The organism is Alteromonas sp. I10 (assembly GCF_003201515.1).
Lineage (GTDB): Bacteria > Pseudomonadota > Gammaproteobacteria > Enterobacterales > Alteromonadaceae > Alteromonas > Alteromonas macleodii.
The window spans coordinates 1-24,665 of record NZ_QJJN01000003.1 but is presented as its reverse complement, the minus strand read 5'-3'; the positions used below and the strand labels follow the sequence as shown (position 1 = coordinate 24,665).

Here is a 24,665-nt window from a genome sequence, read left to right as displayed (position 1 = left end):
ATGGAACTGTCTAAATCACTCGCAACCGGGTTGATTATTGCTGCAAGTCTTTTAGGTGGCTGTGCGAGTAACCATACGCAAGATCAGGCTCAAGCGTATTCTCAAGACACTGGGTCGAACCAGGCTGTAGTGGATACTTCAGACCCCCGTGACCCGTTCGAGCCAGTTAACCGTGAAATCTGGGATTTTAACTGGGATGTGTTGGATGCCTACATCTTACGCCCAATAACCGTTACCTACGTGACTGTGATGCCTCAGCCTGCGCGAACTGGTTTGGTGAACATCACGGACAACCTACAAGAGCCTGCGAACTTTTTGAATAATATGTTTCAAGGCAAGGTTGATGATGGCTTAGATAGCTTGGCTCGTTTTTTGATTAACACCACAGTAGGGTTAGTTGGCACGTTTGATGTCGCGTCAAAAATTGGCATTGAGCGTAAACGCGAGCAGTTTGGTGAAACTCTAGCTGTATGGGGATTAGATACTGGGCCTTTCTTAATGCTGCCGTTTTTAGGCCCAAGCGATCCGCGAAGCTTCACCGGTGATTATGTTGACGGTTTTGCGTTTCCAATGTCGTTACTCGAAGGGTCTGTAAACTTAGCGCGTATTGGCATTTCGGTACTTGAAACACGAGCTCAATTACTTGATCAAGAGGCGCAGCTTGAGCAGTCTGTTGATGACTATGCTTTTGTGAAAAATGCTTACTTTGAAAACTTGGAGTTTCGCGTTACCGACGGTAAAAGCGGCGATAAAGCCATTGATGATGAGCAGCTAGATGACTTTGCTGATTTTGAAGCAATGCTGGAAGACAATGACTTTGATAGCTATGAAGAAACGTCGGAAGAAGGTGTTGATGAGTCGACAGATTCAGAAGATTCGTCAGTTGATGTCAGTGAGAAAGCTAAGCTAAAAGAAAAAGACGCCAAGTCGAAAGACGGCAAATAGAGCAAGAGTAATAATTAAAACGATGTTGGATAAAGTTCGGGGCAGGGTTTAGTTATTGTTATCTAACCTCAACTTCAACGTCACTCAAGCTATAAATGCCTGCACAAAAAAAGCCATGCTCAACAGCATGGCTTTTTAGTTCTGGTAATTTGAACAGGCCTATCGGCAGCGTTCAAACGACAAGCTAATCCTTTGGATAGCCCATCGGGTTTTGTGACTGCCAGTTCCATGTGTCGGCACACATGTCTTCCAAGCCTTTTTCTGCATGCCAGTTAAGCTCTGTAGCAGCTTTTGTTGAGTCGGCATAACAGGCTGCTACATCGCCGCTTCTACGCGGTGCAATCTTATAGGATACGGTTTTACCCGAGCCTTTTTCGAAAGCTTTGATCATTTCGATGACTGAATAACCCTGACCTGTACCCAGATTGTATTTGTCTAAGCCCATGTTAAGGTTTAAACGATCAAGTGCTTTCAAGTGACCATTGGCAAGGTCAACAACATGGATATAGTCGCGAACGCCTGTGCCATCAACGGTATCGTAGTCGTCACCGAACACGCTTAGCTGCTCTAGCTTACCGGTAGCAACCTGAGAGATATAAGGCATTAAGTTGTTCGGAATACCGTTCGGATCTTCACCGATCTGGCCAGATTCGTGTGCGCCAACGGGATTGAAGTAGCGAAGCAATACAATGTTCCACTCGTTGTCCGATACGTAAAGATCGCTAAGCATATGCTCAACCATAAGCTTCGACATACCATAAGGGTTTGTCGGGTGGCCTGTGGCCATATCTTCACGTAGCGGTAGCGATGCTGGATCGCCGTAAACCGTTGCAGATGAGCTAAACACAATATTCTTTACATTGTGCTTCTGCATAGCTTTACATAGCGTTAGCGTGCCGTACACGTTGTTTTCATAGTATGAAAGTGGCTTTTGCACAGACTCGCCGACGGCTTTTAAACCGGCAAAGTGAATAACGGCATAAATGTTATGCTCGCTGAATATGTCATCTAACACGGCGGTATCGCGAATGTCACCTTGAACAAAAGTAACCGACTTGCCTGTTAACGCTTCTACGCGACGAAGTGATTCAGCACTTGCGTTTGCAAGATTATCCAGCACTACAACACCGTAGTTTTGTTCAAGTAACTGTAAAACTGTGTGACTACCTATATAGCCTGCACCACCAGTGACTAAGATGGTCTTCATGCATTCTCCTTGCTAGACGGTTGCGCAATGTATTTAGCGCAGATGGAATATTGAATAGGTTTAACAACCAATGGATAAACTAAAAATACCACAAAAGCCCACAGTAGCGAGGTCCAATTTGACGCGGTTTGAAGAATAAATGCGAATACGGGGACAATGACGAGTAACTTTAGCACATTCAGTAAAGTCTTCTCAGGGACAGATAGCCGCTTTGCGGCCTGATCAAGCAACTTAACGCGCTCTGTCAGTGGAAGACCTTTTAAGGCAGGAATGTCTCTGGTAGAAAAATAAAACTTCATAGGTTTATGCAAATGCCCTTAATAAAAAACCGCCGGAACGTTACGTTGCGGCGGCTATTGTAGGGTAATTGGTCAGCACTTAAAACATGCTAACAATAAATTACGCTTTTTGTTCAATACCTGCTTTTTCCCAGAAACGAGATTTAAAGCTCATTAAACCAATCACGATGGCAATGGCGATGCTAAATAGGGCAATCTGAAGATACAGGTCTGGCATTTGCTCTACGTTTTCTGGGTCGAAGTTACCTGAAAGTAAGCCAGCAATGATGTTACCAATAGAGTAAGTCAGTACGAATACCCCCATCATTTGCCCTGCGAAACGCTTAGGCGATAGCTTACTTACTGCACTTAGTGCAACAGGGCTTAGGCACAGCTCACCAACAGTGTGTAAGAAGTAGGTAGTGACGAGCCACATAGGCGCAACTTTAAGGCCTTGTGCAGCATATTGAGACGCCATAAACATTACCAAGAAGCCCGACGCCATAATAACGATACCTACGGCACACTTAATCGTGTACGACGGGTCGATCATTCTCTTAGCAAGGTTAATCCAAAGAGCAGCGAAGAAAGGCGACAAAATAATGATAAATAGCGAGTTTGAAAGCTGGAACCATACTGTTGGGATAGCGTCCATCCCGAACCAAGATGTAAGTAGCGAGCCGCTTTCAAGTACGCGGTCGGTATAGTTCTGTGCGAATAGGTTTAGTGAAGAACCAGCCTGTTCGAAACCAGACCAGAAACACGCTGAAGCAACACACACTAGGAACAGCGCCCACATGCGCTTTTTCTCATTGTCGCTTAGCTGGCCTTTGAAATAAATAAAACCGAAGTAAAGGAAGAAGATTGCGGTAAATACGATGGCAACTTGTTGAGCAAGGGCAACTGGTTCAATAACGATAGTGCCCATGTGTGCAAGCACAATTACCACAACAGCAAGTGCAATTACTGCCCATACGCCCATCCATGCGCGCTGTTTAGCCGCACCTTGATATGGGTTTGCGGGAGCAACAGAATCAGCCGATAACGAACGATTGCTGAAGTAATATTGAATTAGGCCGATTGCCATACCGATGGCAGCTGCACCAAATGCATAGTGCCAGCCCCAGTTTTCCTGTAAATAACCGGTAACTAGATAGGCGATGAGTGAACCTATGTTAATGCCCATGTAATACAGCGCATAACCACTGTCACGACGGCCGTCGTCGTCACCATATTGCTGGCCAACCATCGCAGAAATGTTAGGTTTTAGTAAGCCGGTTCCCGAAGCAACAAGGATAAGGCCGACAAAGAAAAGGTTTTGCAAGTCTATGGCAAGTACCACGTGGCCTGCGAAGATAATAATACCGCCATACCATACGGCGTTCTTACCACCAATTAAGCGGTCTGCTAACCACCCGCCCGGTAAGCCTAGGAAATATACCGCACCTGTGTATAGGCCGTAGATTGCGCCAGCGGTTGCAACGGTAAAGCCCAAGCCTTGTGTCTGTAAGCTCGCGGTCATGAAAAGAACAAGTAGCGCGCGCATACCGTAGTAACTCATGCGCTCCCACATTTCTGTAAAGAATAGCGTTCTTAGGCCCCCTGGATGGCCGAAAAAGCTAGTATCGTTAGATGGTTTCATAATTATATTTTAATTCCATATTGCTTATGGTTGTTATTGTAGAGCACTTATAGGATAGGCTCTTTGATAGTCGTCCGTAAGGCGGATAGCTTCTTATACTAGAGCTTGCTTAAAGACACAAGATTTGGGCGACAAACTTCATCAAAGCGGTGTCAATCGGCTAAGTCTTGTACGACTTAGCCGATTGAAGAGTTGGCTTGCTAAATAGATGGAGGCACTAAAGCTCGCGGATAGTAGCTACTACAATTCGTACTATTCCATAAATAAGCAGCAATGACACACCAAAAAGAACAAGGTTATAGATAACCGTGGGGTAAGCATTATCATCTGGAAGGGTAGGTGATTCTACGGTTACCAAATGTTGCAGTTTTTGGTATGCCTCTACGCGCGCGTTTTCTAGTGTAATAAGCGATGAAGAGTACGCTTGAATAGCCAATTGAAGCTGCACCTGAAGGTTACTGTATTGCGCCATTAATTCACTGACTGACAGGGCTTCACTTTCTCCTTCAGCGGTACTGATACGCTCTTTTTGCTTTTCTACTTCTTTTTGTAGTGCAGCTATTTCACGCTTAATGTTTATCACTTCTGGTGCGACGTTAGACATCATGGTCGACATTGTGCTTAGCTCAGCTTTTTTCTGGGCAAGGGTCGCTTCCAATGAAAAAGCGATTTGCTGAAACGCTGCACCTTCAGCAGTAGGGTCGAGCACGTTGTACTTGGATTGGAAGCCTAAAATTTCAGTTTTTGCTTGTTGAAGTTTTTGTTCAACAATCTCGTGTTCACCCTTGGCAAACGTAAGCTTTGATTTAGCTAAGTTGTTGTTGATGTTATTGATAAACTCTTCCGCTTTATCAACTATAGCTTGGTTTATTATTTGGGCATATTCAGCGTCAAAAGCGCGGGTTCGCAAACTGATGACAGAAGATGCCGAGTCCACGCTAACTTCAATATGGTTCAGATAAAACTGATAAAAGTCCTCTTGCTTGTGTGAAGATGACAGGCCGCTAAACAAATCGGCTTTGTCTGACATGTAATGATCTCGAAGGCCAATAGTCTCATCGAGATACTTAATCATATCTGCAGACTGAATATACGCTTCTACAAGCTGACTTTCCGTGCCGCCGGATGCACCAGAAACACCAGCTGCCATCAAGAGAGATGAGGGGTCGAAGCTACTGCCGCCGTCACTTGATTTTACAATAAGTTGGCTTTTACTTTCGTATTGAGGTGCAGCCCATAAAACAAGATATAGGGCGTAAAGCACCCATGGAAGAACAAGCAACAGCATTTTGTGTTTGCTGAGAAGGGCATTGAGCTGTGTAAGAGATTTTTCCACTGTGATTTGAACCTATTTAAGTGATTTCTTATTGTCTGCATCCTGCGTATAAACGTCGATGCCTTCTTCGAGATCGTGATAATAAGTAAGTTTGCCTTCATCTATGATAACGGCAGACGTACAGAACTCGCGGATTTGGTCAAGTTCATGGCTAACCATAATAACGCCCGCTTGTTCACTTTTTTCTTTTAGCGATAAACGCGCTTTTTTTCTAAAAAGAGGATCGCCTACAGATGTCGCTTCATCGATAAGGTAAATATCAAAATTGATATTCATACAGCACGCAAACACGAGTTTGGCGCGCATACCTGAGGAGTATGTGCGCACGGGAAGGTCGAAGCGTTTACCTAACTCGGCAAACTCTTGCACTCGCTCTTCGTATTCTGGAAGCGATTTGACGTTGTTAATTCGGCCCACAAACCGCGTATTTTCTCGCCCTGTCATTTGCGGGTGTACACCTGTTTGAAGGGCAACCGGCCACGACATGGATTTATTCGTTAAAACTCGGCCTCTGTCAGGGTATTCGCTTTTTGCTAGCATACGGAAAAGAGTCGACTTACCCGCGCCATTTTTACCCAAAATTGCGACGTTGTTTTCCGTAGGAAAATCAAAATTCAAATTTTTGAAGATATATTGAGGGCCCATTTTACTGGGGTAACTCTTTGTTAGATTCTCAATTCTTATCATCGAGACAACACCTTCTTCCATGTGATGTGATACATCGAAAGGCTTAGGAAGAGAAAAATTATGGTAATCTCAACTAGAAAGCCAAGGGATACGCCCTTTGTTCCATAGGATTCGAAACAGGCGTAACGGGCGAGTTCATTGAAATGAACAAGAGGATTCCACGTTAAGTAAGGCCAATACTCTTCAGGCAGATCTTGAAGACTGAAAAAAACGCATGAAATAAACATTAATGGGCGGGTAAGCATTGATTTTATCTTATCCACTTCCGGCACGAATGCGGCAGCGATAGCAAAAATCATCCCTATGGATATTGAAAATACCCACAAAAGAAGAAACAGAGATATCAGCAGCAACGGGTCATTTACCGTAAAGGTCTCGCCCATCAGGTAAAGCGCAAGACATAGTAATGCGACAACCACTACCTTTACTGAAAACTCGAGGAAGCCCGCTGTGAGTATCGCTGAAATAGGTTGAACCTGTCTGAACGCATAGAGCGGCTTATTTCTGCGCACAGAAGTTGATACTGACTGGAGGCATGTAGTCAAAGACTGCAGCCCGACCATTCCGATCATCATAAACAGAAAAAGAGGAATAGAGTGGATATCATCGCCGCTGATCAGTCCACGAAGGTATGACAGCGCGAAGATAAAGGCAAAAGGCTCTAAAAATGCCCAGCCTAAGCCAAATTTATCGTTAAATTTACTTTGAAGCTCGCGCAGGAAAAGCGCGAATATCACGCCTCTCCATGCGTAGAGTTGGTCTTTAAACGTTACCATGTTTAGTTAGTAGCTACGTTGGCTGCAATAGCAATCTGATAAACAATCTGAGTAATGTCTTTAACCGCTTGCAATAGCTTGGTATCGATAGCAGGCAATACGATGATCTGATCACCTGGTTCTAACTTACTATCGTTGCTAGCTAGGAATGAGCTGTTGATGCTAGTAAAGGTAACATTACCATTCTTACGAACAATAAGGATTCGTTCGTCTTCAGCACGTTCAGTGAATCCGCCGGCCCAAGCAACATAATCTTCAGTCGTGGCTTCTGGGTTAAAGACTACTGACTGAGGAAGTAACACTTCACCACCTACGTGCACTAAGTCAGTTACCTCTGGGATGACAATAGTGTCATTCGGTTCTAGCAGAATATTTGCGATATCACCATTTTCAGAAACTACGACTCTACCTTGAGGCTCAATTTGGCGAGCACGTGCGATAAAGTCAGCGACAAGCTGAGCTTCTTGGGCACGGATGGCTCCTTCACCCGTCGAGCTAATGGGAGCGGTATACATGCTCCGCTCAAGACGCTGAAGACCTTCTTCGATGATTTCTTTTTGCTTTACAGCAACGCTTTCTCTTAACAGATAAATGTTCTGGGTATCAGAAAGGGCTGTATCTGCTTCGATGTGATCTAGTACATCGATAAGGCGTGTGCCTTTATCAACCATAATCTGAGATGCGCCAGCAAATGCGCCAGCCACATTAATGCGATAGATTTGGGGTTCGTGGTCAGCAAGGTATTCAACCGTGTCGCCTGCACTTAGTTCAAGTGAAGCAAATTCATCCAAACTCAAGTAGCGAGCGAACTGTTTGTTATTTCGAATACCAGATACCGAAGCATGGGAGGAAAACTCACCTGGTCGCGCAAAGTAATTCACCACGCCGCCGTTCAATTCTTCGTTAAGAAACTCAAAGGTGAAGCTATTTCGAGCGCCTGTTTCAACGACAATAGTGTTGCCAATTGGGTGCACTAATATGGTATCGCCATCTTTAAACGACATCTGAGGCAACTTACCATTTCTGAAAAATGCATATAAATCGGCAGTAGCGACTACTTTACCATTGCGCACTACGTCTATCTGCCTAAAACTTCCGCGCTGAAAATCAATACCACCAGCGCGTTTTAGGTAATACAGCACGCTATCTGAGGCGAGGCCTGCATATTGACCAGGTCTTAGCACCGGGCCAGAAACGAAAATTGACACGGGCGTTGATGTAAGAAGGTTAACGTAAACATTTACATCGTTTGTATAAACCTGTCTGATTTTTGCAGTAACGGTTTGATTTACACTGCCAGCAGGTGTATTTGCAACACGGATAGGACCAATGTTAGGAATAAAAATATTGCCTTGATTATCAACGGTTACTACGTCAGAAAAGTTAACCGCCCCCCACAGCCATATTGAAATTTTATCTCCCGGTGCAACGAGATAGTTATCATTAAGACCTGTGCTGCGTTCTGACTCAAATCCACCAATAAATAAGTTGGCTGCAAAAGGTGGGTTTTCCATAGGCGCTTGCGCAGGAAAAACAGTATCAATAGTTGGCTCGCCAGGTAAGTTTACGCCATTACGAGGCTGGGTTGAAAACTGTCCCATGGTATTCGCAGAACCGCTAGCGCCTGGAAGCGTTCGCTGGGTTGAAATACTCAGTGGCGATACGGACTGATTAGCAATGCCGCTACTCTGGCTCTGCTGAGCTCTTTCTCTTAATTGCTGCAATTGTTCCACGCTTTGCGCGCTTGCAGTGCCCACATAAGCGAAAAGAAGTGACGTTGCACAAGCCGCTAGCGTCAGGCGCTTTAAAGTTTTTTTGATGCTGGTTGACTGCATTTATCTATTCACCTTGCACTGTTGCCGAAGCTACTAAGGGAGTAATAACTCGCCATTGACCGTTTCGCTGACATGTCGTCATTTTACGCTGAATATCAGAAGACGCTGTTTCACCGTCTTGTAAAGAAAATCGGATACATTTATTGCCTGTGGCGGATATATAGTGCTTCAAGGACTCGTATTGATGGCCATTGAAGCGTATTGAAAATGATTCCTGCGTATCATGATAAATGTTGGCTTTTGGAATATTTATTGCAAGCTCTTTGTCCGGTGCAAGGGAATAAGCAAGAGAAGAATGCACCAAAGGAATGTCAGCCTTAGTGGCGGTAGGAGTGTTAGAACACCCAGCTACGCCTACCGTAACTACGATAGGTAAAATTAGACGAGATAATTGTTTGAACATTAGCTTTCATATCCATATAGCAATTTCGCGCTAGGATAACATAAGTTTTAAAAAAAGCATGTTCGCTATCGCAGTTGCTGAATTGTCTGAGTCTTCACCAAGACCGCAATATAGAAGACAAGTTCATATCAATAGTGTAACTCGATATGTTTTTGGCATTGCAAAGACTGGAAATAGACGAGTAAGTTAACAGGTTAAAGGAATAAGAAAGTTATTCAATCGTTACAAAGGAAGCTGAGATAGTTCGAGAGAGGCGGCGAGAAGACGCACAACAGGTTCTCTTTTTAGCGGTGATTGAGGTTATTCTCGCATCAAATGAGTTTTTGACACGTTTTGATACGTTATTTATGCATGAAGGGTGGTTACTTAGACAAATGTTTTATATTATATCGAAGTTTTCTATCCGCATACTCATAACAAGATGCCCTCATCGCGCTGGAAGAAATGGAAGTTGTAAATAAATGGAAGCAACATTTAGTTTTTTATCAAAATTTGCATGTGTATTGACAGAAACTACTACAAATAGCTGTGTTTTTGTCGGTAACGCGAGGTTGTGTGTTTTATGCTAGCTTATTTGCAGTTTGTCCCGCTTTTTACTGCATTTTTCGTCGCCCTTATCCTTTTGGTGGTCATGACGCCTTTAGCGCATCAATTTGGCTTAGTTGACCAACCATCAGCGCGAAAACGTCATGCCGGAATTGTACCTCTAACAGGTGGTGTGGCTATTTTTATGGCCGTGCTTGTTGCCAGCGTCGCGACAGATGTGTGGATGAAAAACAATCCTCTGTTTTTCACCGCATCAGCATTTGTTGTCTTGCTTGGTATGTTGGATGACCGTTTTGACCTGAGTGCCAAAGGCCGCCTTATGTGCCAATTTGGTGTTGCAGCGATCATGGCATGGAGCGCGCAAAACTATATTACATCTTTGGGTAATATCTTCGGAACAGGTGAGGTATTTCTCGACCTAGGTGGGTATTTCTTTACGATCATTTGTGTGGTCGGTGTCATCAATGCGTTTAACATGATAGATGGTATTGATGGATTAGCCGGCGGTATGAGCCTTGTTATTCTATTAACAGTTGCGGGCTTTTTGATCTTTACTGGTAACGGAGCCTCCATCATGGAGCCGCTTATCATCGTTGCAGCTATTGTTCCGTTTCTTGCTTTTAATTTGAGTTGGAAAGGGTTTAAAGGCAATAAGATATTTATGGGTGATGCGGGCAGTATGTTCGTTGGGCTCACTATCGTATGGTTGCTTGTTGATCACACTCAAGGTGAAGCTGCCGCATTTAGGCCCATTACTGCGGTGTGGTTAGTCGGCCTTCCATTAATGGACATGGCCGCGATCATGTATCGCCGTGCACGGAAGGGGCAATCAATGCTCAAACCTGACCGTCAGCACCTTCACAATATCTTTATGCGTGCAGGGCTTAGCAGTAGAAAGTCACTTGTTGCTATCCTTTTGCTCGGAGCATGTTATTGCTTAATCGGTATATTAGGAGAAGTCTATCAGGTAGCTGAAGCCGTCATGTTCTGGGGCTTTATTGGGCTACTCGTCGTGTACAGTCTTGTTATCCAACATATTTGGAGTGTACTGCGCTTTGTGAAGCGATTAACCACATAGTTGAGTAAAATCGTGGCAGGCTTAGTAAAATCTCTGTAACATGCCAACAAATAAAAGCGCACAATTAAGGCGCTTTTATTTTCTTTGTTACTTTTTTACGTTGGTAAAATTTCTTGATAAATCAATTCTCTATTCTTCAAAATAACAATAAAAAACAGCATGTCGAATCGATAATTGCTATGGCGGTTTACCAAGCTGACAATGCGAAGTGGCTTCGCGAAGCTATTGAAAGCATGACTGAGCAGTCTTACACAGATTTTCTTTTCGTTATTGTCGCCGACGGACCTGTACCTCAAAAAATAACTCGCGTACTAGAGGATGTAGCAAGTAAAGACGACAGGGTAATAATAGCGTCGAATAGTCACAATGTGGGACTAGCAAGTAGCATGAACTCAGTTGCTGAGTTCGGTATGCAGTTTAACCCATCGTTTTTCATAAGAATGGATGCGGATGATATTTCTGAAGAAAACCGCCTTCTTCGTCAAATCACGTACCTTAAAAAGCACAGCAATATTTCTGTACTAGGATCAGCGCTAACAGAAGTTAACGAAAGTGGTGTTAAAGTTGGCGCGCGAGTAATGCCCGCTTCGCACAGGCAGATCGTTCGTATCTTGCCGAGACGATGCTCGCTAAACCATCCAACAGTAGTTATTCGTTACAATGTATTTAATGATGGGCATCGTTACGACAGTGACTTGTTAAACACACAAGACTATTTTTTCTGGATAACCTTAGCGTCTAAGGGGTATATCTTTAGGAACTTAAAAGATCGACTTTTGAAGTTCAGACGAGTTAATAACTTTTATAAACGTCGAGGCTTAAGTAAGTCGCTCAACGAGTTCAGAGCACGTTTATATGCCATACGTAAATTAAAGCAACTTTCACCCTATAACTTTTTTTACGCTTGTGGTGTTTTAGCATTGAGGTTAATGCCTGGAAAAGTGGTTAAACTTGCCTATAAACTTGATAGACATTTACTGGAAAGGTTTGGTAAACATTGAGCGTCGGCGTTGTTGTTATACTATTTAATCCTGATGTTGAGCACGTGCGTAGTCTCATCGATGCGTTTTTTGCCCCTGACTGGAACGTCATCTTAGTTGATAATTCTCCAAGTCCTCAGCAGGCTCTTTTAACAACTGATGTTACTTATCTTCATTACCCCTCAAATATTGGTATCGCCCACGCTCAGAACGTCGGCTTGAAAGTGCTCTTTAATGAGGGAAGCGACTACGCCTTTTTGCTTGATCAAGATAGCTTGTTCTCTCCCGATATTGCCGTTGAGTTAGTGAGGCAATTCCAAGAGCTTGAGCAACGTTCCCCAATTGCAGCCATAGGCCCTTCTATCTATTGCCAATTTTCAGAGTGTGTCGATCAGGGTGTTCTGCAAAAAGGAAAGCAGGTTTCCGAAAAGTTAAAAACAGTAAAGCAAATCATTGCCTCAGGCATGTTAATCTCCAAACGTGCTTTTGAACGCGTGGGTGAAAAAGAAAATGAGCTCTTTATCGATGGCGTTGATCACGAATGGTGCTGGCGTGCTCGAGCCAAGGGCATGGTTATCTATCAATCGCTCAGTGCATGTATGCCTCATCGACAAGGCGACGATAGAGTGAAAGTTTGCGGTGTGACATTCAAGCAGGGCGCACCGATAAGGCTTTACTATCAGTTTCGTAACGTACTCATTTTAGCGCGCCGCCATTACGTACCTCTTTATTGGAAACTTCGTCATGTTTGTGCAATACCTCTGAGGTATCTTGTAAACAGATATTGCTTTGAGCAAGGCAAAACGCGAGGCGCTTTCATGTGGGCAGGACTCAGAGATGGATTAAAACGCAAAACCGGCCCCATAGAGCATGCACTAATTCCAAAAAGTAGTGTGAAAAAAAGCGACACTTGATGTGTAGGAAAAGAAAGACAAACAATAAACGCTTTCACTATAATGGTGCATTAGATATTATTTATCCCTAATTTTGTGCTTTTATCGGTGGTTTTGAGCTGTTTTGCCCATTTTCAATACACAGACGCTCTAAAAAGGTAATTGGAACATCGATTGCATTAGTCTTGCGAACAACAGTGAATATATCTCAGCTTAAGGAATAACAAACGGCTGAAAGTCGTCTTAGGCGTGTATTTAGGATTTTAAAAAAGGATATTAACTATGAGTCAGGTAAAAAAAGCGGTAATCCCTGTAGCGGGCCTTGGGACGAGAATGCTCCCAGCAACGAAAGCTATTCCAAAAGAGATGTTGCCAGTGGTTGATAAGCCATTGATCCAATACGTGGTAAGCGAATGTGTTGCTGCAGGACTAAAAGAAATTATCCTAGTAACGCACGCGAGTAAAAACAGTATTGAAAACCACTTTGATACCTCTTTTGAGCTAGAAGCCACACTAGAAAAGCGTGTAAAACGCCAACTGTTAGAAGAAGTTCAGTCAATCTGTCCAAAAGATGTAACTATCATGCATATTCGCCAAGGCGTTGCGAATGGACTTGGTCACGCAGTACTTTGTGCTCGACCTCTGATTGGCGATGCGCCATTTGCGGTAGTACTACCTGACGTCATTATTGATGATGCAGCAAGTAATCCTAAGAAGGATAACCTTGCAGACATGGTTGCCAAATTTAACACCAGCCGAGTAAGCCAGGTCATGGTTGAGCAGGTTCCAGACGAAGATATCTCTAAATTTGGTATCGCAGACCTAGACGGCGCGGCAATTGCGCCAGGTGAGTCAGCGAAGATTCACAAAATGGTTGAGAAGCCGCCTCGCGACGAAGCACCTTCTGACCTTGCCGTTGTAGGCCGATACGTTCTGTCAGAAAAAATCTGGGATCTGTTAGAGTTCACGCCTCCAGGAGCCGGTGGTGAAGTTCAGCTTACTGATGCTATTGATGCATTGATGAAACTTGAACAAGTTGATGCTTACTACATGAAAGGTAAGAGTCACGATTGCGGTAGTAAGTTGGGTTACATGAAAGCTAACGTTGAATATGCGTTACGTCACCCATCGTTAGGCGACGAATTTAAAGAATACTTAGCTTCTGTTGTTAAATAGTCTTACTAGGGCTTGTTGATCTTTAGTGTAGATGAAAGAACAGCAGGCCTAAGGCAATTAAATAGCTTTAAACGATTAAAAATGCGCCCTTGCGGCGCATTTTTTGTGTGTGGAGCCAGCGTACCGCCTATTCGCTTTAGTCCTTCTATCTTACCTGTACATAGCCTTCAATTTTATTAAGCATCTTTTCGCCGATACCTTTCACTTGAGTTAATTGTGCGACCTCAAGAAACGGGCCTACTTCTTCACGATATTTAATAATAGCTTTCGCTTTAGATTGTCCAACGCCGGGTAGGGTAATTAATTGCTCTACGGTCGCCGAGTTTAAATCGATACGTTGTTGTTGGCTTGTACCTTCATTAGCTTGCGCATTTTCGCTATCCGCTGGTTGAGCGTGAACCGCTGGCGTTTGAATGGCTAGTGCAGATAGTACGAGTAAACCTGAGATTAATTTTTTCATCATCTTTCCTTGTATGTTGCTAAGCGCGCCATAAAGCGTTATCGGCGCAATATTTAAGTAAATGGGTTTAAGTCATGTACCAAAGCGCGCTGACTTTTGTAACCTAGATGCAAGCGGAGCAGGCCTCTTTAAAAATTTCCTGTCTTCTGTTGTGACCAAGTTACAAAGCTCAGCACACTTCAACGTGTACAAAGGAAATAATAAAGGTGAACGAGAAAAGCGGTAGTCCAGTTTTAGTACAGTTTAAAGCAGGAGAGTGATTAATAGAGGCATAAAAAAACGGGCTATTAAGCCCGTTTTGAAATAATTGAAAGGTGTAAGCTCAAACGCTTATAGGCGGTCAAGAAGCGCCTGAGTGAACTCGGTTGTACCTGCTTCACCACCAAGGTCACGTGTTGTGCGATCGCCAGACTCGATAACGTCTTTTAGTGCTGCGCGAATTTTCTCTGCTTTATCGCCCATGTTTAGGTACTCAAGCATTTGCGCTGCTGCCAAGATTACTGACGTCGGGTTAGCTAAGTTCTTACCAGCAATGTCTGGTGCAGAACCGTGAACGGCTTCGAAGATTGCACAATCTTCACCGATGTTTGCACCTGGTGCCATACCAAGACCACCAACAAGACCAGCACATAGGTCAGATAGAATGTCACCGAAAAGGTTAGTCGTAACGATAACGTCAAACTGATGCGGGTTCATCACAAGCTGCATACAGCAGTTATCAACGATCATTTCAGCTGACTCGATGTCAGGATAACGCTCACCAACTTCACGGGCTACTTTAAGGAAAAGACCTGATGTTGACTTAAGGATGTTAGCTTTGTGAACAGCTGTTACTTTCTTACGACCTTCACGGCGCGCTAATTCATAAGCAAAAACAACGATTTTTTCAGCGCCGTCACGAGTGATCTTACTCATTGCTTCAGCTTCGTTACCGTCTTCTGATACAACTTGGCCAAGACCAGAGTACATACCTTGCGTGTTTTCACGAACGGTAATGATATCGATGTCTTCGTAACGTGCTTTTGTGCCTTTGAATGACATCACAGGACGAAGGTTTGCGTACAGTTTGAACTGCTTGCGAAGACTAACGTTGATTGAAGTAAAACCTTCACCAACGGGGGTCGTTAAAGGACCTTTAAGCGCAACTTTGTTTTTTGCGATTAGGTCTAAAGTTTCTTGAGGTAGAAGCTCGCCATGTTCTTCCAGTGCGACTAGGCCAGCATCGGCATAGTCATAGGCAAAGTCACAGCCAACCTTATCTAAAATTTTTGTGGTTGCATCGATAATGTCCGGGCCAATGCCGTCACCGCGAATGACTGTAATACGTTGCTGAGTCATGTGGAGGGATCCTCTGGTAATTCTGTTGTCAAAATCGTTAGGTTTATTCAATTTGTAGCTTGGCGTTTATGAGCCAATTTCTGCCTGCTTACTTATTATAATGGAAAATGTAGGGAAAAAGGGTTAAGCACTGCAAAAGTTGCCGTATTTTATACGATACCTGGCGCAAGTTATAGCCATTCGTAAAGATTAATTAAATAGCCGAGTACGATGTTTAGGAGTAAATGACGTTACTGCGCGAGCGGACAGAACAAAAGTGACCCATTAGCGTCTAGTGCGTTTACCACATCATCTCGTCGAATACCTAGGATATTTAAAAGTGTTTTGATATTGATATCCTGAAGTAATGAATAAATATCCTGATTAAATAAGCATGCTTTGGCGATTGCGAAGCTCAACACCAGAATTACTTGTTCCTTTTGAAGTGATTTAGGAACGTCCGTACTTACTTTACTGCATTGGTGTATAACGGCACGCCACGTCGAGCTTTGATGCCAACTTCCAGCAAGTTCAGAAGCGATTGCTAGCCAAGGCGTGTCAGATTTGACCTTGAATGCGCTATTAATGGACACAGCTTTGCTGAGGTCGACGGGTAATGCTCGTGACACTTTAAACCCTGGTAGCGTGAACAAGGGAGTACAAACAAAGGTCATGGTCAATGCGGCAGATTGCGGCGAAAATTTCGAATCGGCGAGTTGTGCGAAATAGCTTGCAAATGAACAAGCCAATAAAGTTAATTGCTTGCACATGCCCATCAGTGGAAATTGGTTTTGCGTTAGCCGTTCTAACAGCGCAAATTGAATAAGCATGTCACCCACACGTTCAATGCCGTAGGTCAAAACCGCCTGTTTAATGCTTTTAACCGGAAGCTGAAGACGGTTGTCCTGACTCGCAGTGTGCATCAAAAAGTGATTAAACGTGGGCACGCTTTCAATTTTTTCGCAAAGTTGTTCAATATCTACATCGCGCTTTTGCAGCTCATCGATAATAGTTATAAGAGCTTTAGGGGGATGCTGAATTGCGAATGTAGAAGGTAAAAATGGTGTGCCGCCATGATTTACTCTCGCAGTGGCGGTATCAGTGTAAAGAGCAACAAAGTGCTCAAACGGCATTGATAGTGAAATGGGAGAGCGTATTGACGATAGAGGCAGCCACTTTCCATCTTCATCGCCTTGGCTAAGCATAAATACGTAGCCGTGATTTTGCTGAATGTCGACTAGCGCGCCCGGTACGCCGTTTGCGTAAACCTTTGCGCCAGGTAGCACACCATTAAATAGGTTGATAAGTGGTGCAATAAGGTGACGATGATGTGCTGGAAGGCGTAAAACAATCTGAGTGAAAACCTCACGATAACCTGCTTTTTTTGTTTTAGTAGCGAAAACATTTGCTAGGAGACAAAGCCTTTGAACCATATTAAGCCGAATGTCTGCAACGTAGTTAATTGGCTTGTCTGACCGAAATGCTTTTTGAAGTTTAATGATATCCAGCCAAATCGAGAGATTGTGTTTACGCAAAAAGCGAATGATATTGGCCGTTTGGTCGCTTGGTGTTCCTTTACTTGAAAGCCAGAGGGATGCGAGTAAAGACGCAAGCACATGTTGTAAATAGTGGTCGTTTAATCGGCAAAGCTTGCCAAACAGCGCCAATAATAAAAGATGTTGAGTATCTTTGGGAAGGTCATTATCGATGTGTAACGTTGCTGCAGCAAGCGCTGGATTGGCGTTTACTAAGGTCAGGATCCGTTTAGCGATTTTCAACCAATGGTTTATACGCTGCTCGACAGAAAGTTCAGTGTTACCTAACTGAACCAGGCGCTTAAGCGTGGAAATGATGTCGCTCACTCCCCATCCTTCTAACTTTTTTGGTAACTGGAGTAAGCCCCTTCACCCCATGCAATAAGTTTGTCGTTTTCAAAAAGCAACGGTGTACATTCATCTTGCGTGGTTAAGCCGTCAGCGCGCACATGTTGTGTCCTAAAAAACATAACTTGAATAGCTGTGGCACCCTGTCGCTTGGCTTCTGTAATGTCAGGTGAGCCTAGTAACGCCAAAACTTCTTCTCTTGTACTGCCTAACTTTAACTTGGTTATTTGGACACGGTTATATTCTTCACGGTCTTTCCAATCCATATTCTCAGGCTTATCGGGATAGAACGCGATAACCATAAAAACAAACACCGCATAAAGGGCGATGCCAGCTAAAATTAGACGAATAACCTTGGTATTCATGACCGTTACTTCTCGTTTTTCTTTACTTGAATGCTACTGCAAGCCAAAGCCCGACATTGTTCGGGAGCCGAGCATAGGCTAAATGTGCACTACATTCATTCGTTAAACAATACTCTCTAATAGTGTACCGCAAAACGACTACTAAACATAAGTAGTAAACGTAAGCAAATGCGTCTTGCCACGGTCTCGTGTTATTCGCTGTTTCTCTTATCGTTCTTTACAACGTAACATGGTTCGTACGCGCTACCAGGCAGCTTCATTCTATGCTGTTTTACAAACGACTCGAGTAGTGTATCAACCTTCTCCATCAGTGTACTATCACCGGTGAGCTCAAACGGACCATGTTTTTTGATCTGAGCAATGCCTTCTGCTTTTACGTTACCCGCAACAATGCCTGAAAACGCTTTGCGCAAATTGGCCGCTAGATCACTTTTACTTTGATCTAAGTGCAGTTGAAGGTCGGCCATACTCGCATGCGTTGGAATAAAGGGCTGTTGAAAGTCTTGTTCAATTTTTAATGACCAATTAAAGCTGAATGCGTCACCCATCGCACCTCTGAACTTCTTCACTTTTTCAAGGTGTTTATTCATGGTGCGTGCTACTTCTTCTGGGTCATCCACAATGATTTGATATTTTGACTGTGCTTCTGGACCCAGTGTTGCACCAACAAAGGCGTCTATGGCTTCAAAGTATTCTTCGCTACCAGCTGGCCCTGTTAGAATGAAAGGAAAAGGTTGCTGCGCATTGCGTTCATTCATCAAAATGCCAAGCAGATAAAGTAATTCTTCGGCAGTGCCTACACCGCCTGGAAACACGATAATGCCATGTCCGAGTCTAACAAACGCTTCTAAACGCTTTTCAATATCAGGCATGATAATGAGCTCGTTGACAATGGCGTTGGGCGGCTCGGCGGCAATAATACTCGGCTCAGAGATGCCAATGTAACGGCCTGTCTTGTGGCGTTGCTTTGCATGGCCGATGGTGGCGCCCTTCATTGGACCCTTCATCGCTCCAGGCCCACATCCTGTGCAAATATTCATGTCGCGCAAGCCGAGCTGATAGCCCACTTCTTTCGTGTATTTGTACTCAACTTGATTAATGGAATGGCCGCCCCAGCAGACAATTGTGTTTACGCCATCGTTCCCTTCAAGCGCTTTAGCGTGGCGTAGCATGTCAAACACCATGTCTGTGATGTCGTTACCTTCAGCCGGTGCGGTTTGATGAAGAAATGCGTACTTGTTACCCATGTAAAGCAGGTCGCGAAGGACCGCAAATAGATGTTCGTGTACACCACGAACGAGTTTTTCGTCAACGAAAGCCACTTCAGGAGGGTTCACGAGTTCTATTTTTACGCCCCGTTCACGACGAATGAGTTTTATTTCAAAATTTTCATAAGGAGCAAAAAGTGCTTCGAAATTGTCTTCGTCAACGCCGCTGTTCAATACTGCTAGGCAACAGTTTCTGAACATAGCAAAGAGCTCGCTGTTGGTGGCGTCTTGAAGACGAGAAACTTCTACTTGTGATAGCTGGCTCATCCAGCCAACAGGGTTAAGCTGCACTTTCTTCATATTTTTACTTCCTATAAGTCAGTGCTTAAATCAGTGACTACGAGGTTGCGGCCGTTTCGTTTTGCTTTATAGAGGTACTCATCGGCGCGTTCAAACACAGTTTCAGTAGTATCATTGTCATTGAAACAGGTTGCGCCAAAAGATGCGGTGATTTTTACTTTTTCTTGCTTGAATTTAAACGGCATTGCAGCAAGTTTAGTTCTAACTTCATTAAGCTTTTTATCTATATCTGCCATCTGCGCCTGAGGCAGTAGCATTACAAACTCTTCTCCTCCCCACCTGGCAATAAAATCATTTTCGGACAAGCTTTGTTTTAAGAATTTACTCACTACCTGAAGGGTTTTATCGCCTGCTGCGTGCCCGAATCTATCGTTGATTGACTTAAAATGATCAATATCCACAACGGCGACCGCAAGCAAGTCACCATTTTCTTTAAATTTAGTGAAAGCAGCTTCTAGTCTCTCATTATACGCCTGCCTGTTTGGAAGCCGAGTGAGGGGGTCGGTGCGGCTTTGCATTGCTTGTTCGGCCAGCTTCTTTTTATAGACGCTGGTTTGCTGCTGAAGTGTATCTATTCGCGATTGCATAGAGGAGAGCAGTGCCATTAGCGCTTCTTGACCTTGCTGATCGTTGCTTTGTTGCTCGCTTAACGTAGTCACAAGCTTTTCTACGCGAAACTGTGTCTGCTCTTTAAGTGCTTCTAGAGAACTGCTTTCCGATACGGCTTCTTCGATGTGAATAATGTCACGTTTAAGTTGCTCATTACCAGCTTGGCGCTGCTCGAACTGGGCTTGGCTGCCTTGGATCGTATTGCTGACGTCGCTACTCACTTCACCTAATGAACGGTGCAGGCTCTGAATCACTTTTCCTGTTAAGCTAGCCTCTGACATAGCGTCTTGAACGATCATGCGCAAAATTACAACGCAGCTTTTAAGCAGCTGGTCTTCATCCATGCCTTCATCAAGACGTTGCTTTATATCATTGAGTTGCTGATCGTTAGGTTTTTTTTGCGCATAAGAAGCAATAAGGTGATTAAGCTCAACCAAAATAGAACGGTAGTGAGGGTTATCATCTTTAATCGAACGAGCCGATGTGGTTTCATTGTTAGTGGACTTAGTTTCTGTGGTTTCAGATGGCTCAAGTCCAACCATTTCCTTGTTGAGCGCAATGCGGTGAAGCGCAATGGCTTTTGAATAGAGTTTGTAAATACTGAAGATATCACCTACAGGTTGATTTAGCTTAATCAATTCCTGCGTGGTTAACCCTTTTAATTCAGTATCTTCAAATACAATTTTCTGTAGTTGTTTCATTGCATCTTCTAGCGATGAAACAGTATCAACACTGTATTTTCTAAGCGTTATTTCTTGATGCTGAAGTGATTTGTTGAGTTTCTCTATGCTCACAGCGGCAAGACTAAAATTAGGTGTGCCAGAAAGGTGGCCTCGTAACACCTTAAGTTCAGTATCGATCTTATCCGAGAAGCCCTCATAAAATGCTGAGAGTTTCACAATAAACTGACAAAGAAGCGCGTTATTTTGTTTTAGGGTTTGTAGTTGTTTTGCTTCCATAATCTCGTCTTTGTTCTAATTCGCTATTACTGCCGCGGCTTAGGTAGCGTTGGTAGGTACTTCACCGTTATATTACTGACGTGCTTGACGATGATTAGCATAAGGCGCTTCGTAATTTGAACGGAAAGGGTTGATATCTAAACCCCCTCGTCGTGTGTAACGCGCACAAACGGTTAACTTATCTGGCTGACAATGCTGCATGATGTCGTTGTAAATGCGCTCAACGCATTGCTCATGAAACTCGTTGTGTTGCCTAAAGCTAATTAGATATTTCAAAAGCCCTTCGTGTTCAATGGCTTTTCCTTCATACCTAATTTGAATACTAGCCCAATCTGGCTGACTTGTGATTAAACAATTAGATTTAAGTAAATGAGAAACAAGCGTCTCTTGAACTCCTGCTTCACTTTTCATAACAGTCAAATATTGAGTATTAGGGGAATATTGATCGATTTCTACATCCAGACTATCTAACAAGGTTCCGTTAAATTCTTGGAATTGTAGCGAAGAAAACTGCTCTGGAAGAATTAGCTTTACCTCGACAGGCTCTCCTGCGCACGCTGACAAATCCGCTTGAAGCACTTGTTGTACGTCTTCTGCTGAAGCGAATTTTGTTTGGTTGAAGCTATTCAAATATAGCTTAAATGATTTTGATTCGATTAGGTTCTTTGAGGTAATAGGAACGTGGCATTCTAAAATTGCCACATTAGGTTTACCCTTTAGATTTAGCCAAGAAAGTTCGTATCCTGTCCAAGTGTCGATACCATCAAAAGGTAAACCTGAGCCAGCCAAGTTTAACGTATCACGACTTAAACTGCGCGGCACGCCTTGCAACAAGCCAGGATTATATTCAAATTCATAGTCAACCTGTTTACCCAAAGAGAGGTCATCAGGTGCAGAGATAGTAATTTTTTGAGGTGAGTTGTCCGTCGACATAAGAACCTTTTATGTATCTACGCGGGATTTAAATTGTTGAACTGCACAGCGGCACACAGTCTTACGGCGCAGTAGAATTAACCCTAGTATTGACTTAACTGTTTAGTTGTATAGTGTACCCCAAAAATACGCAGGTAACGTCATAATGGCTCTAACAATTTCAGCACAATTAGATAAATTTGTATCATCTTATGTCGAACAGGCCGAGGCCGAGGGACTCAAGATAGCATTTGATAGCGAGTGGCCCTCGCCGTGCTATGAGACGACGGCGCAAGACGGTGAACTTGTAAGATGGTCTCCTACGCTTCAATCGCCTGTGCAGTCTTTCAGTAATGTTGAAGAGGCATTATCGCTAGAGCTAAATCCTGACTACTGCGAGTATTTTACTCGTTACTACAGCGATAATTTAAAGGCTAACGCCCCGCAAGGTCGCTGTGAATTGCTTCAAGTTTTCAATACCGAAGATTTTGAAAGATTACAGCAAAACTTGATTGGGCATTTGTTGATGAAGCAAAGACTTAGGCAAGCGCCAACATTGTTTTTTGGTTTAACCGACGAAGAAGATTTTATTTTAACCGTTGTCAACGAAAGTGGCGAAGTGGCACTCGAGCAGGTTGGCAGAGAGCCTGCCAAAATTCTTGCGCCATCTCTTGCGGTGTTTATTGAGCAACTTACACCTGCTATATGACGTTGACGCTATGACTGACGTCAATCAGACCTAAAATTACCGGCCTGCAAGACTAAAAGCTATTGGGCGTTAATAATTTTATGTAGCGCCCGCTTTAACTCCGCCACTTCTTTTTCTAACGTCTCTACCCGTGCATGCAAATTGCCCGGCTCATCAGTTGTGGCGACAGGATTTTGTTGCACTACGTTTTCTTCGTTAGATACCTCTAGCTTAGGTTTGTGTGCGTTAAATCGCTTAATCGCTTCAATAGCTTCGGTTACCGATACCTTAAAAGGAGCTTTTGCACGTAAAATGCCTACGGACGGTGTTTTTCCTTCTTTATGCATTTGAAGGCACAAAACGTGAAGTTGCTGCAGGTTAGCGTTACTCATAATACGAAAATGGTTTAAAGTCATGAATAGTAGCAGTGTAGCCTGTCTACGTAGTCAATTTCACTAATAAGTTACTGATTTCACTATTTTTCAAAGTCTTCGTAGAATGGTGTTATTAAAATTTTTATAAAAATCAATGGTTTAATTTTTGGCCTTAATCTTGTTTACCAATCATAACTTACATTATCACGCATAAACGCAGTGGTTCTTACGTTAGCGTATTTATGTCTATTCAGTGTCGGTTCACAAAGTAGGCGTAGTATCGAATAAAAAACAACACACATAATTAAGGAATTCACATGAAAACGGTTCTTCTTTCAGTAGCTTTGGCATCTTCAGTTTTGCTTTCAGGTTGTGTCGTATCAGTAGGTGGCGGTTCAGATAGTCACTATGGTGCTGATTGGGAAGACAGAGAGTTTAACAATCGTAAACACATCGCGAATCTTGAAACAGGGACAACTTACGAAAGTGTATTGAGAAAAATGGGCGTTGCGGATTTCAACGAACTGTTCGAAAAGCAAGACGGCACATATCGCGTACTTTACTACCGAACTCAAAAAACGATGGGCGATGGTATCACCACAAAAGACGAGTGTACGCCGTTGGTATTCAGAAATGGAAACTTAGTTGGCTGGGGTGACAGTGCTTATAGCTTAATGCACTAATAATCGTTAGTTGGTAATTGATTACGAAAGTAGGCATTACTTACTATCGTTAAATGTTAATAAAAAGTTAACATGCAGGGGGTTTTCGCGTAGGCTAAAGCTTAATCAGTTTAAGTGGGTGGTTGGCGCAATGATAAAAGTTGTGCGGTAGTGTCCACTTCTCCCATTTTATTTAAATGGGTAAAAGCAGCTGTATAACTTTGCGTACAAGGAGCCCCTGATGAATACTGATGCTATTAATAATGCAATAGCCCCCTTGCAAGACACGGTCAAAGCCATCTATTTATCTGTAGATGATCTCAAAGTTGCCGCCTCTATTCTTTACAATGCGTATGTAGATGACCCATTGTTCATTGACATTTTCCAAGCAGAAAAAGAAGGTTATGAAAGCCGTCTACGGTCAGCTATCCGTGAAGAGCTCAATGCATTTTGGGTTGCAGAGCAGCCGATGATTGGCCTGTTCGATGAGGAGCGGCTTATTGCCGTTGCATGCTTGACCGCGCCCGATGCAGCATTTGGTTCAGGACGTTACTGGCACTGGAGACTGCGGATGCTTTTAACGGCAGGTTTGTTCGGTACAAAGCAAATGCTAGAGAAAGAGGAAAAAGTGCGAGCATTAGTTCCCGCCGATAACTTCCACATGCTGAGTTTCATCGCAGTACATCCAGATTATCAACATCATGGGCTTGGGCATATTTTACTTGGCGCTATTGATAGTGTGGTAGAGGAAGATGAAAAAAGTGAGGGTGTTTCGGTGTTCGTGACCATAGAAAAACATCGCGCTTTCTTTAACGATGACAATTATCAGGTTGTAGGACAACTAGGCCTTTCTCATGTGAACGGTGAGGTAATGTTCAGGCTAAAATGATGCTTTTTTATTCGATGTGATACTCCTACCAAAACCTCACCTGTTGCAGTTCCAATCTTTACACCAAATTTACTACAGCGTTTGTAAGACATTTCCTACAAAGTAAGCGATCATTTTAGACCGTCTTTTCCCTGCGGTGCTACTCCGTAAAATAGCCTCCGTAGATTTTACTAACGGAGACTTTACTGATGGCAACA

Annotated in this window: 24 protein-coding genes; 8 read left to right on the top strand and 16 right to left on the bottom strand. The window is 43.4% G+C overall.

The window, feature by feature from the left end; all coding sequences use genetic code 11:
• Positions 1-945, top strand: coding sequence for a VacJ family lipoprotein (locus tag BZA03_RS07055; protein ID WP_110288374.1), 945 nt, complete (start codon positions 1-3; stop codon positions 943-945).
• Positions 946-1,129: 184 nt separating this feature from the next.
• On the opposite strand, the gene galE is transcribed toward BZA03_RS07055, so the two are convergent.
• From galE to BZA03_RS07015, 8 genes are all read right to left on the bottom strand, one after another.
• Entirely contained in the window at positions 1,130-2,152 is a 1,023-nt protein-coding gene (gene galE / locus BZA03_RS07050) for a UDP-glucose 4-epimerase GalE (RefSeq protein ID WP_110288373.1), read from the bottom strand.
• A complete protein-coding gene (locus BZA03_RS07045; protein ID WP_014978531.1) occupies positions 2,149-2,451 on the bottom strand; it encodes a DUF6170 family protein in 303 nt (100 codons plus the stop codon). The genes galE and BZA03_RS07045 overlap by 4 nt, the downstream gene beginning before the upstream one ends.
• 100 nt (positions 2,452-2,551) lie before the next feature.
• Positions 2,552-4,072, bottom strand: coding sequence for a peptide MFS transporter (locus BZA03_RS07040; protein ID WP_014975839.1), 1,521 nt, complete (start codon positions 4,070-4,072; stop codon positions 2,552-2,554).
• 217 nt (positions 4,073-4,289) lie between these two features.
• A complete protein-coding gene (locus BZA03_RS07035) occupies positions 4,290-5,408 on the bottom strand; it encodes a capsule biosynthesis protein (RefSeq protein WP_069943856.1) in 1,119 nt (372 codons plus the stop codon).
• Between the two features lie 12 nt (positions 5,409-5,420).
• Entirely contained in the window at positions 5,421-6,095 is a 675-nt protein-coding gene (locus BZA03_RS07030; RefSeq protein WP_061484965.1) for an ABC transporter ATP-binding protein, read from the bottom strand.
• Entirely contained in the window at positions 6,092-6,871 is a 780-nt protein-coding gene (locus tag BZA03_RS07025; RefSeq protein ID WP_110288372.1) for an ABC transporter permease, read from the bottom strand. Before BZA03_RS07025 ends, BZA03_RS07030 begins: the two co-directional genes overlap by 4 nt.
• A 2-nt stretch (positions 6,872-6,873) precedes the next feature.
• On the bottom strand, positions 6,874-8,706 hold the full coding sequence (locus tag BZA03_RS07020) for a polysaccharide biosynthesis/export family protein (RefSeq protein WP_110288371.1): 1,833 nt from the start codon (positions 8,704-8,706) through the stop codon (positions 6,874-6,876).
• 4 nt (positions 8,707-8,710) lie between these two features.
• Positions 8,711-9,109, bottom strand: coding sequence for a hypothetical protein (locus tag BZA03_RS07015; protein WP_014948528.1), 399 nt, complete (start codon positions 9,107-9,109; stop codon positions 8,711-8,713).
• Between the two features lie 562 nt (positions 9,110-9,671).
• Here BZA03_RS07015 and wecA point away from each other — a divergent pair.
• From wecA to galU, 4 genes are all read left to right on the top strand, one after another.
• Positions 9,672-10,733, top strand: a complete 1,062-nt coding sequence (gene wecA, locus BZA03_RS07010) for a UDP-N-acetylglucosamine--undecaprenyl-phosphate N-acetylglucosaminephosphotransferase (protein WP_110288370.1) — start codon at positions 9,672-9,674, stop codon at positions 10,731-10,733.
• A gap of 113 nt (positions 10,734-10,846) precedes the next feature.
• Positions 10,847-11,734: a glycosyltransferase gene (locus BZA03_RS07005; RefSeq protein WP_061486941.1), complete on the top strand. Its 888-nt coding sequence runs from the start codon at positions 10,847-10,849 to the stop codon at positions 11,732-11,734.
• Positions 11,731-12,627: a glycosyltransferase family 2 protein gene (locus BZA03_RS07000; RefSeq protein ID WP_110288369.1), complete on the top strand. Its 897-nt coding sequence runs from the start codon at positions 11,731-11,733 to the stop codon at positions 12,625-12,627. The genes BZA03_RS07005 and BZA03_RS07000 overlap by 4 nt, the downstream gene beginning before the upstream one ends.
• A 261-nt stretch (positions 12,628-12,888) precedes the next feature.
• Complete coding sequence (gene galU, locus BZA03_RS06995; protein ID WP_014975843.1) at positions 12,889-13,782, top strand: UTP--glucose-1-phosphate uridylyltransferase GalU; 894 nt, start codon at positions 12,889-12,891, stop codon at positions 13,780-13,782.
• A 145-nt stretch (positions 13,783-13,927) separates the two neighbouring features.
• On the opposite strand, the gene BZA03_RS06990 is transcribed toward galU, so the two are convergent.
• From BZA03_RS06990 to queF, 7 genes are all read right to left on the bottom strand, one after another.
• Positions 13,928-14,242, bottom strand: coding sequence for a helix-hairpin-helix domain-containing protein (locus BZA03_RS06990; RefSeq protein WP_014978538.1), 315 nt, complete (start codon positions 14,240-14,242; stop codon positions 13,928-13,930).
• Positions 14,243-14,572: 330 nt separating this feature from the next.
• On the bottom strand, positions 14,573-15,580 hold the full coding sequence (locus tag BZA03_RS06985) for an isocitrate dehydrogenase (RefSeq protein ID WP_014948534.1): 1,008 nt from the start codon (positions 15,578-15,580) through the stop codon (positions 14,573-14,575).
• A 230-nt stretch (positions 15,581-15,810) separates the two neighbouring features.
• Entirely contained in the window at positions 15,811-17,421 is a 1,611-nt protein-coding gene (locus tag BZA03_RS06980) for a histidine kinase (RefSeq protein ID WP_110288368.1), read from the bottom strand.
• An 11-nt stretch (positions 17,422-17,432) separates the two neighbouring features.
• Positions 17,433-17,807, bottom strand: a complete 375-nt coding sequence (locus tag BZA03_RS06975) for a DUF3192 domain-containing protein (RefSeq protein ID WP_014948536.1) — start codon at positions 17,805-17,807, stop codon at positions 17,433-17,435.
• Between the two features lie 191 nt (positions 17,808-17,998).
• Positions 17,999-19,375 (bottom strand): nucleotide 5'-monophosphate nucleosidase PpnN, encoded by a 1,377-nt coding sequence (gene ppnN / locus BZA03_RS06970; RefSeq protein ID WP_110288367.1) that lies wholly within the window; start codon positions 19,373-19,375, stop codon positions 17,999-18,001.
• Positions 19,376-19,386: 11 nt separating this feature from the next.
• Entirely contained in the window at positions 19,387-20,943 is a 1,557-nt protein-coding gene (locus tag BZA03_RS06965) for a diguanylate cyclase (protein WP_110288366.1), read from the bottom strand.
• A 72-nt stretch (positions 20,944-21,015) separates the two neighbouring features.
• On the bottom strand, positions 21,016-21,876 hold the full coding sequence (queF, locus tag BZA03_RS06960; RefSeq protein ID WP_110288365.1) for an NADPH-dependent 7-cyano-7-deazaguanine reductase QueF: 861 nt from the start codon (positions 21,874-21,876) through the stop codon (positions 21,016-21,018).
• 145 nt (positions 21,877-22,021) lie between these two features.
• Between queF and syd the strand changes: the two genes are divergently transcribed.
• Positions 22,022-22,564 carry a SecY-interacting protein gene (gene syd, locus BZA03_RS06955; protein ID WP_110288364.1) on the top strand — a complete coding sequence of 181 codons (543 nt, stop codon included), beginning with the start codon at positions 22,022-22,024 and terminating at the stop codon, positions 22,562-22,564.
• Between the two features lie 59 nt (positions 22,565-22,623).
• Here the strand turns inward: syd and BZA03_RS06950 are convergent, their stop codons facing one another.
• The gene (locus tag BZA03_RS06950; protein WP_258364604.1) at positions 22,624-22,890 is read right to left on the bottom strand and encodes a hypothetical protein; all 267 of its coding nucleotides are present in this window, start codon (positions 22,888-22,890) and stop codon (positions 22,624-22,626) included.
• A gap of 344 nt (positions 22,891-23,234) precedes the next feature.
• Between BZA03_RS06950 and BZA03_RS06945 the strand changes: the two genes are divergently transcribed.
• Positions 23,235-23,600 (top strand): DUF3192 domain-containing protein, encoded by a 366-nt coding sequence (locus BZA03_RS06945; RefSeq protein ID WP_014948542.1) that lies wholly within the window; start codon positions 23,235-23,237, stop codon positions 23,598-23,600.
• Between the two features lie 220 nt (positions 23,601-23,820).
• Positions 23,821-24,468, top strand: coding sequence for a GNAT family N-acetyltransferase (locus BZA03_RS06940; protein ID WP_110288362.1), 648 nt, complete (start codon positions 23,821-23,823; stop codon positions 24,466-24,468).
• Positions 24,469-24,665 lie beyond the last annotated feature (197 nt).

Excerpts from the sequence above, each read along its gene's own strand:
- BZA03_RS06975 (WP_014948536.1), bottom strand. The coding sequence starts at position 17,807 with ATGAATACCAAGGTTATTCGTCTAATTTTAGCTGGCATCGCCCTTTAT.
- galU (WP_014975843.1), top strand. The coding sequence starts at position 12,889 with ATGAGTCAGGTAAAAAAAGCGGTAATCCCTGTAGCGGGCCTTGGGACG.
- BZA03_RS07015 (WP_014948528.1), bottom strand. The coding sequence starts at position 9,109 with ATGTTCAAACAATTATCTCGTCTAATTTTACCTATCGTAGTTACGGTA.
- BZA03_RS06940 (WP_110288362.1), top strand. The coding sequence starts at position 23,821 with ATGAATACTGATGCTATTAATAATGCAATAGCCCCCTTGCAAGACACG.
- BZA03_RS06965 (WP_110288366.1), bottom strand. The coding sequence starts at position 20,943 with ATGGAAGCAAAACAACTACAAACCCTAAAACAAAATAACGCGCTTCTT.
- BZA03_RS07030 (WP_061484965.1), bottom strand. The coding sequence starts at position 6,095 with ATGATAAGAATTGAGAATCTAACAAAGAGTTACCCCAGTAAAATGGGC.
- BZA03_RS07025 (WP_110288372.1), bottom strand. The coding sequence starts at position 6,871 with ATGGTAACGTTTAAAGACCAACTCTACGCATGGAGAGGCGTGATATTC.
- ppnN (WP_110288367.1), bottom strand. The coding sequence starts at position 19,375 with ATGAAGAAAGTGCAGCTTAACCCTGTTGGCTGGATGAGCCAGCTATCA.
- BZA03_RS06985 (WP_014948534.1), bottom strand. The coding sequence starts at position 15,580 with ATGACTCAGCAACGTATTACAGTCATTCGCGGTGACGGCATTGGCCCG.
- BZA03_RS07045 (WP_014978531.1), bottom strand. The coding sequence starts at position 2,451 with ATGAAGTTTTATTTTTCTACCAGAGACATTCCTGCCTTAAAAGGTCTT.
- BZA03_RS07040 (WP_014975839.1), bottom strand. The coding sequence starts at position 4,072 with ATGAAACCATCTAACGATACTAGCTTTTTCGGCCATCCAGGGGGCCTA.
- BZA03_RS06950 (WP_258364604.1), bottom strand. The coding sequence starts at position 22,890 with ATGCATAAAGAAGGAAAAACACCGTCCGTAGGCATTTTACGTGCAAAA.
- BZA03_RS06945 (WP_014948542.1), top strand. The coding sequence starts at position 23,235 with ATGAAAACGGTTCTTCTTTCAGTAGCTTTGGCATCTTCAGTTTTGCTT.
- BZA03_RS07020 (WP_110288371.1), bottom strand. The coding sequence starts at position 8,706 with ATGCAGTCAACCAGCATCAAAAAAACTTTAAAGCGCCTGACGCTAGCG.
- galE (WP_110288373.1), bottom strand. The coding sequence starts at position 2,152 with ATGAAGACCATCTTAGTCACTGGTGGTGCAGGCTATATAGGTAGTCAC.
- wecA (WP_110288370.1), top strand. The coding sequence starts at position 9,672 with ATGCTAGCTTATTTGCAGTTTGTCCCGCTTTTTACTGCATTTTTCGTC.
- queF (WP_110288365.1), bottom strand. The coding sequence starts at position 21,876 with ATGTCGACGGACAACTCACCTCAAAAAATTACTATCTCTGCACCTGAT.
- syd (WP_110288364.1), top strand. The coding sequence starts at position 22,022 with ATGGCTCTAACAATTTCAGCACAATTAGATAAATTTGTATCATCTTAT.
- BZA03_RS07055 (WP_110288374.1), top strand. The coding sequence starts at position 1 with ATGGAACTGTCTAAATCACTCGCAACCGGGTTGATTATTGCTGCAAGT.
- BZA03_RS06990 (WP_014978538.1), bottom strand. The coding sequence starts at position 14,242 with ATGAAAAAATTAATCTCAGGTTTACTCGTACTATCTGCACTAGCCATT.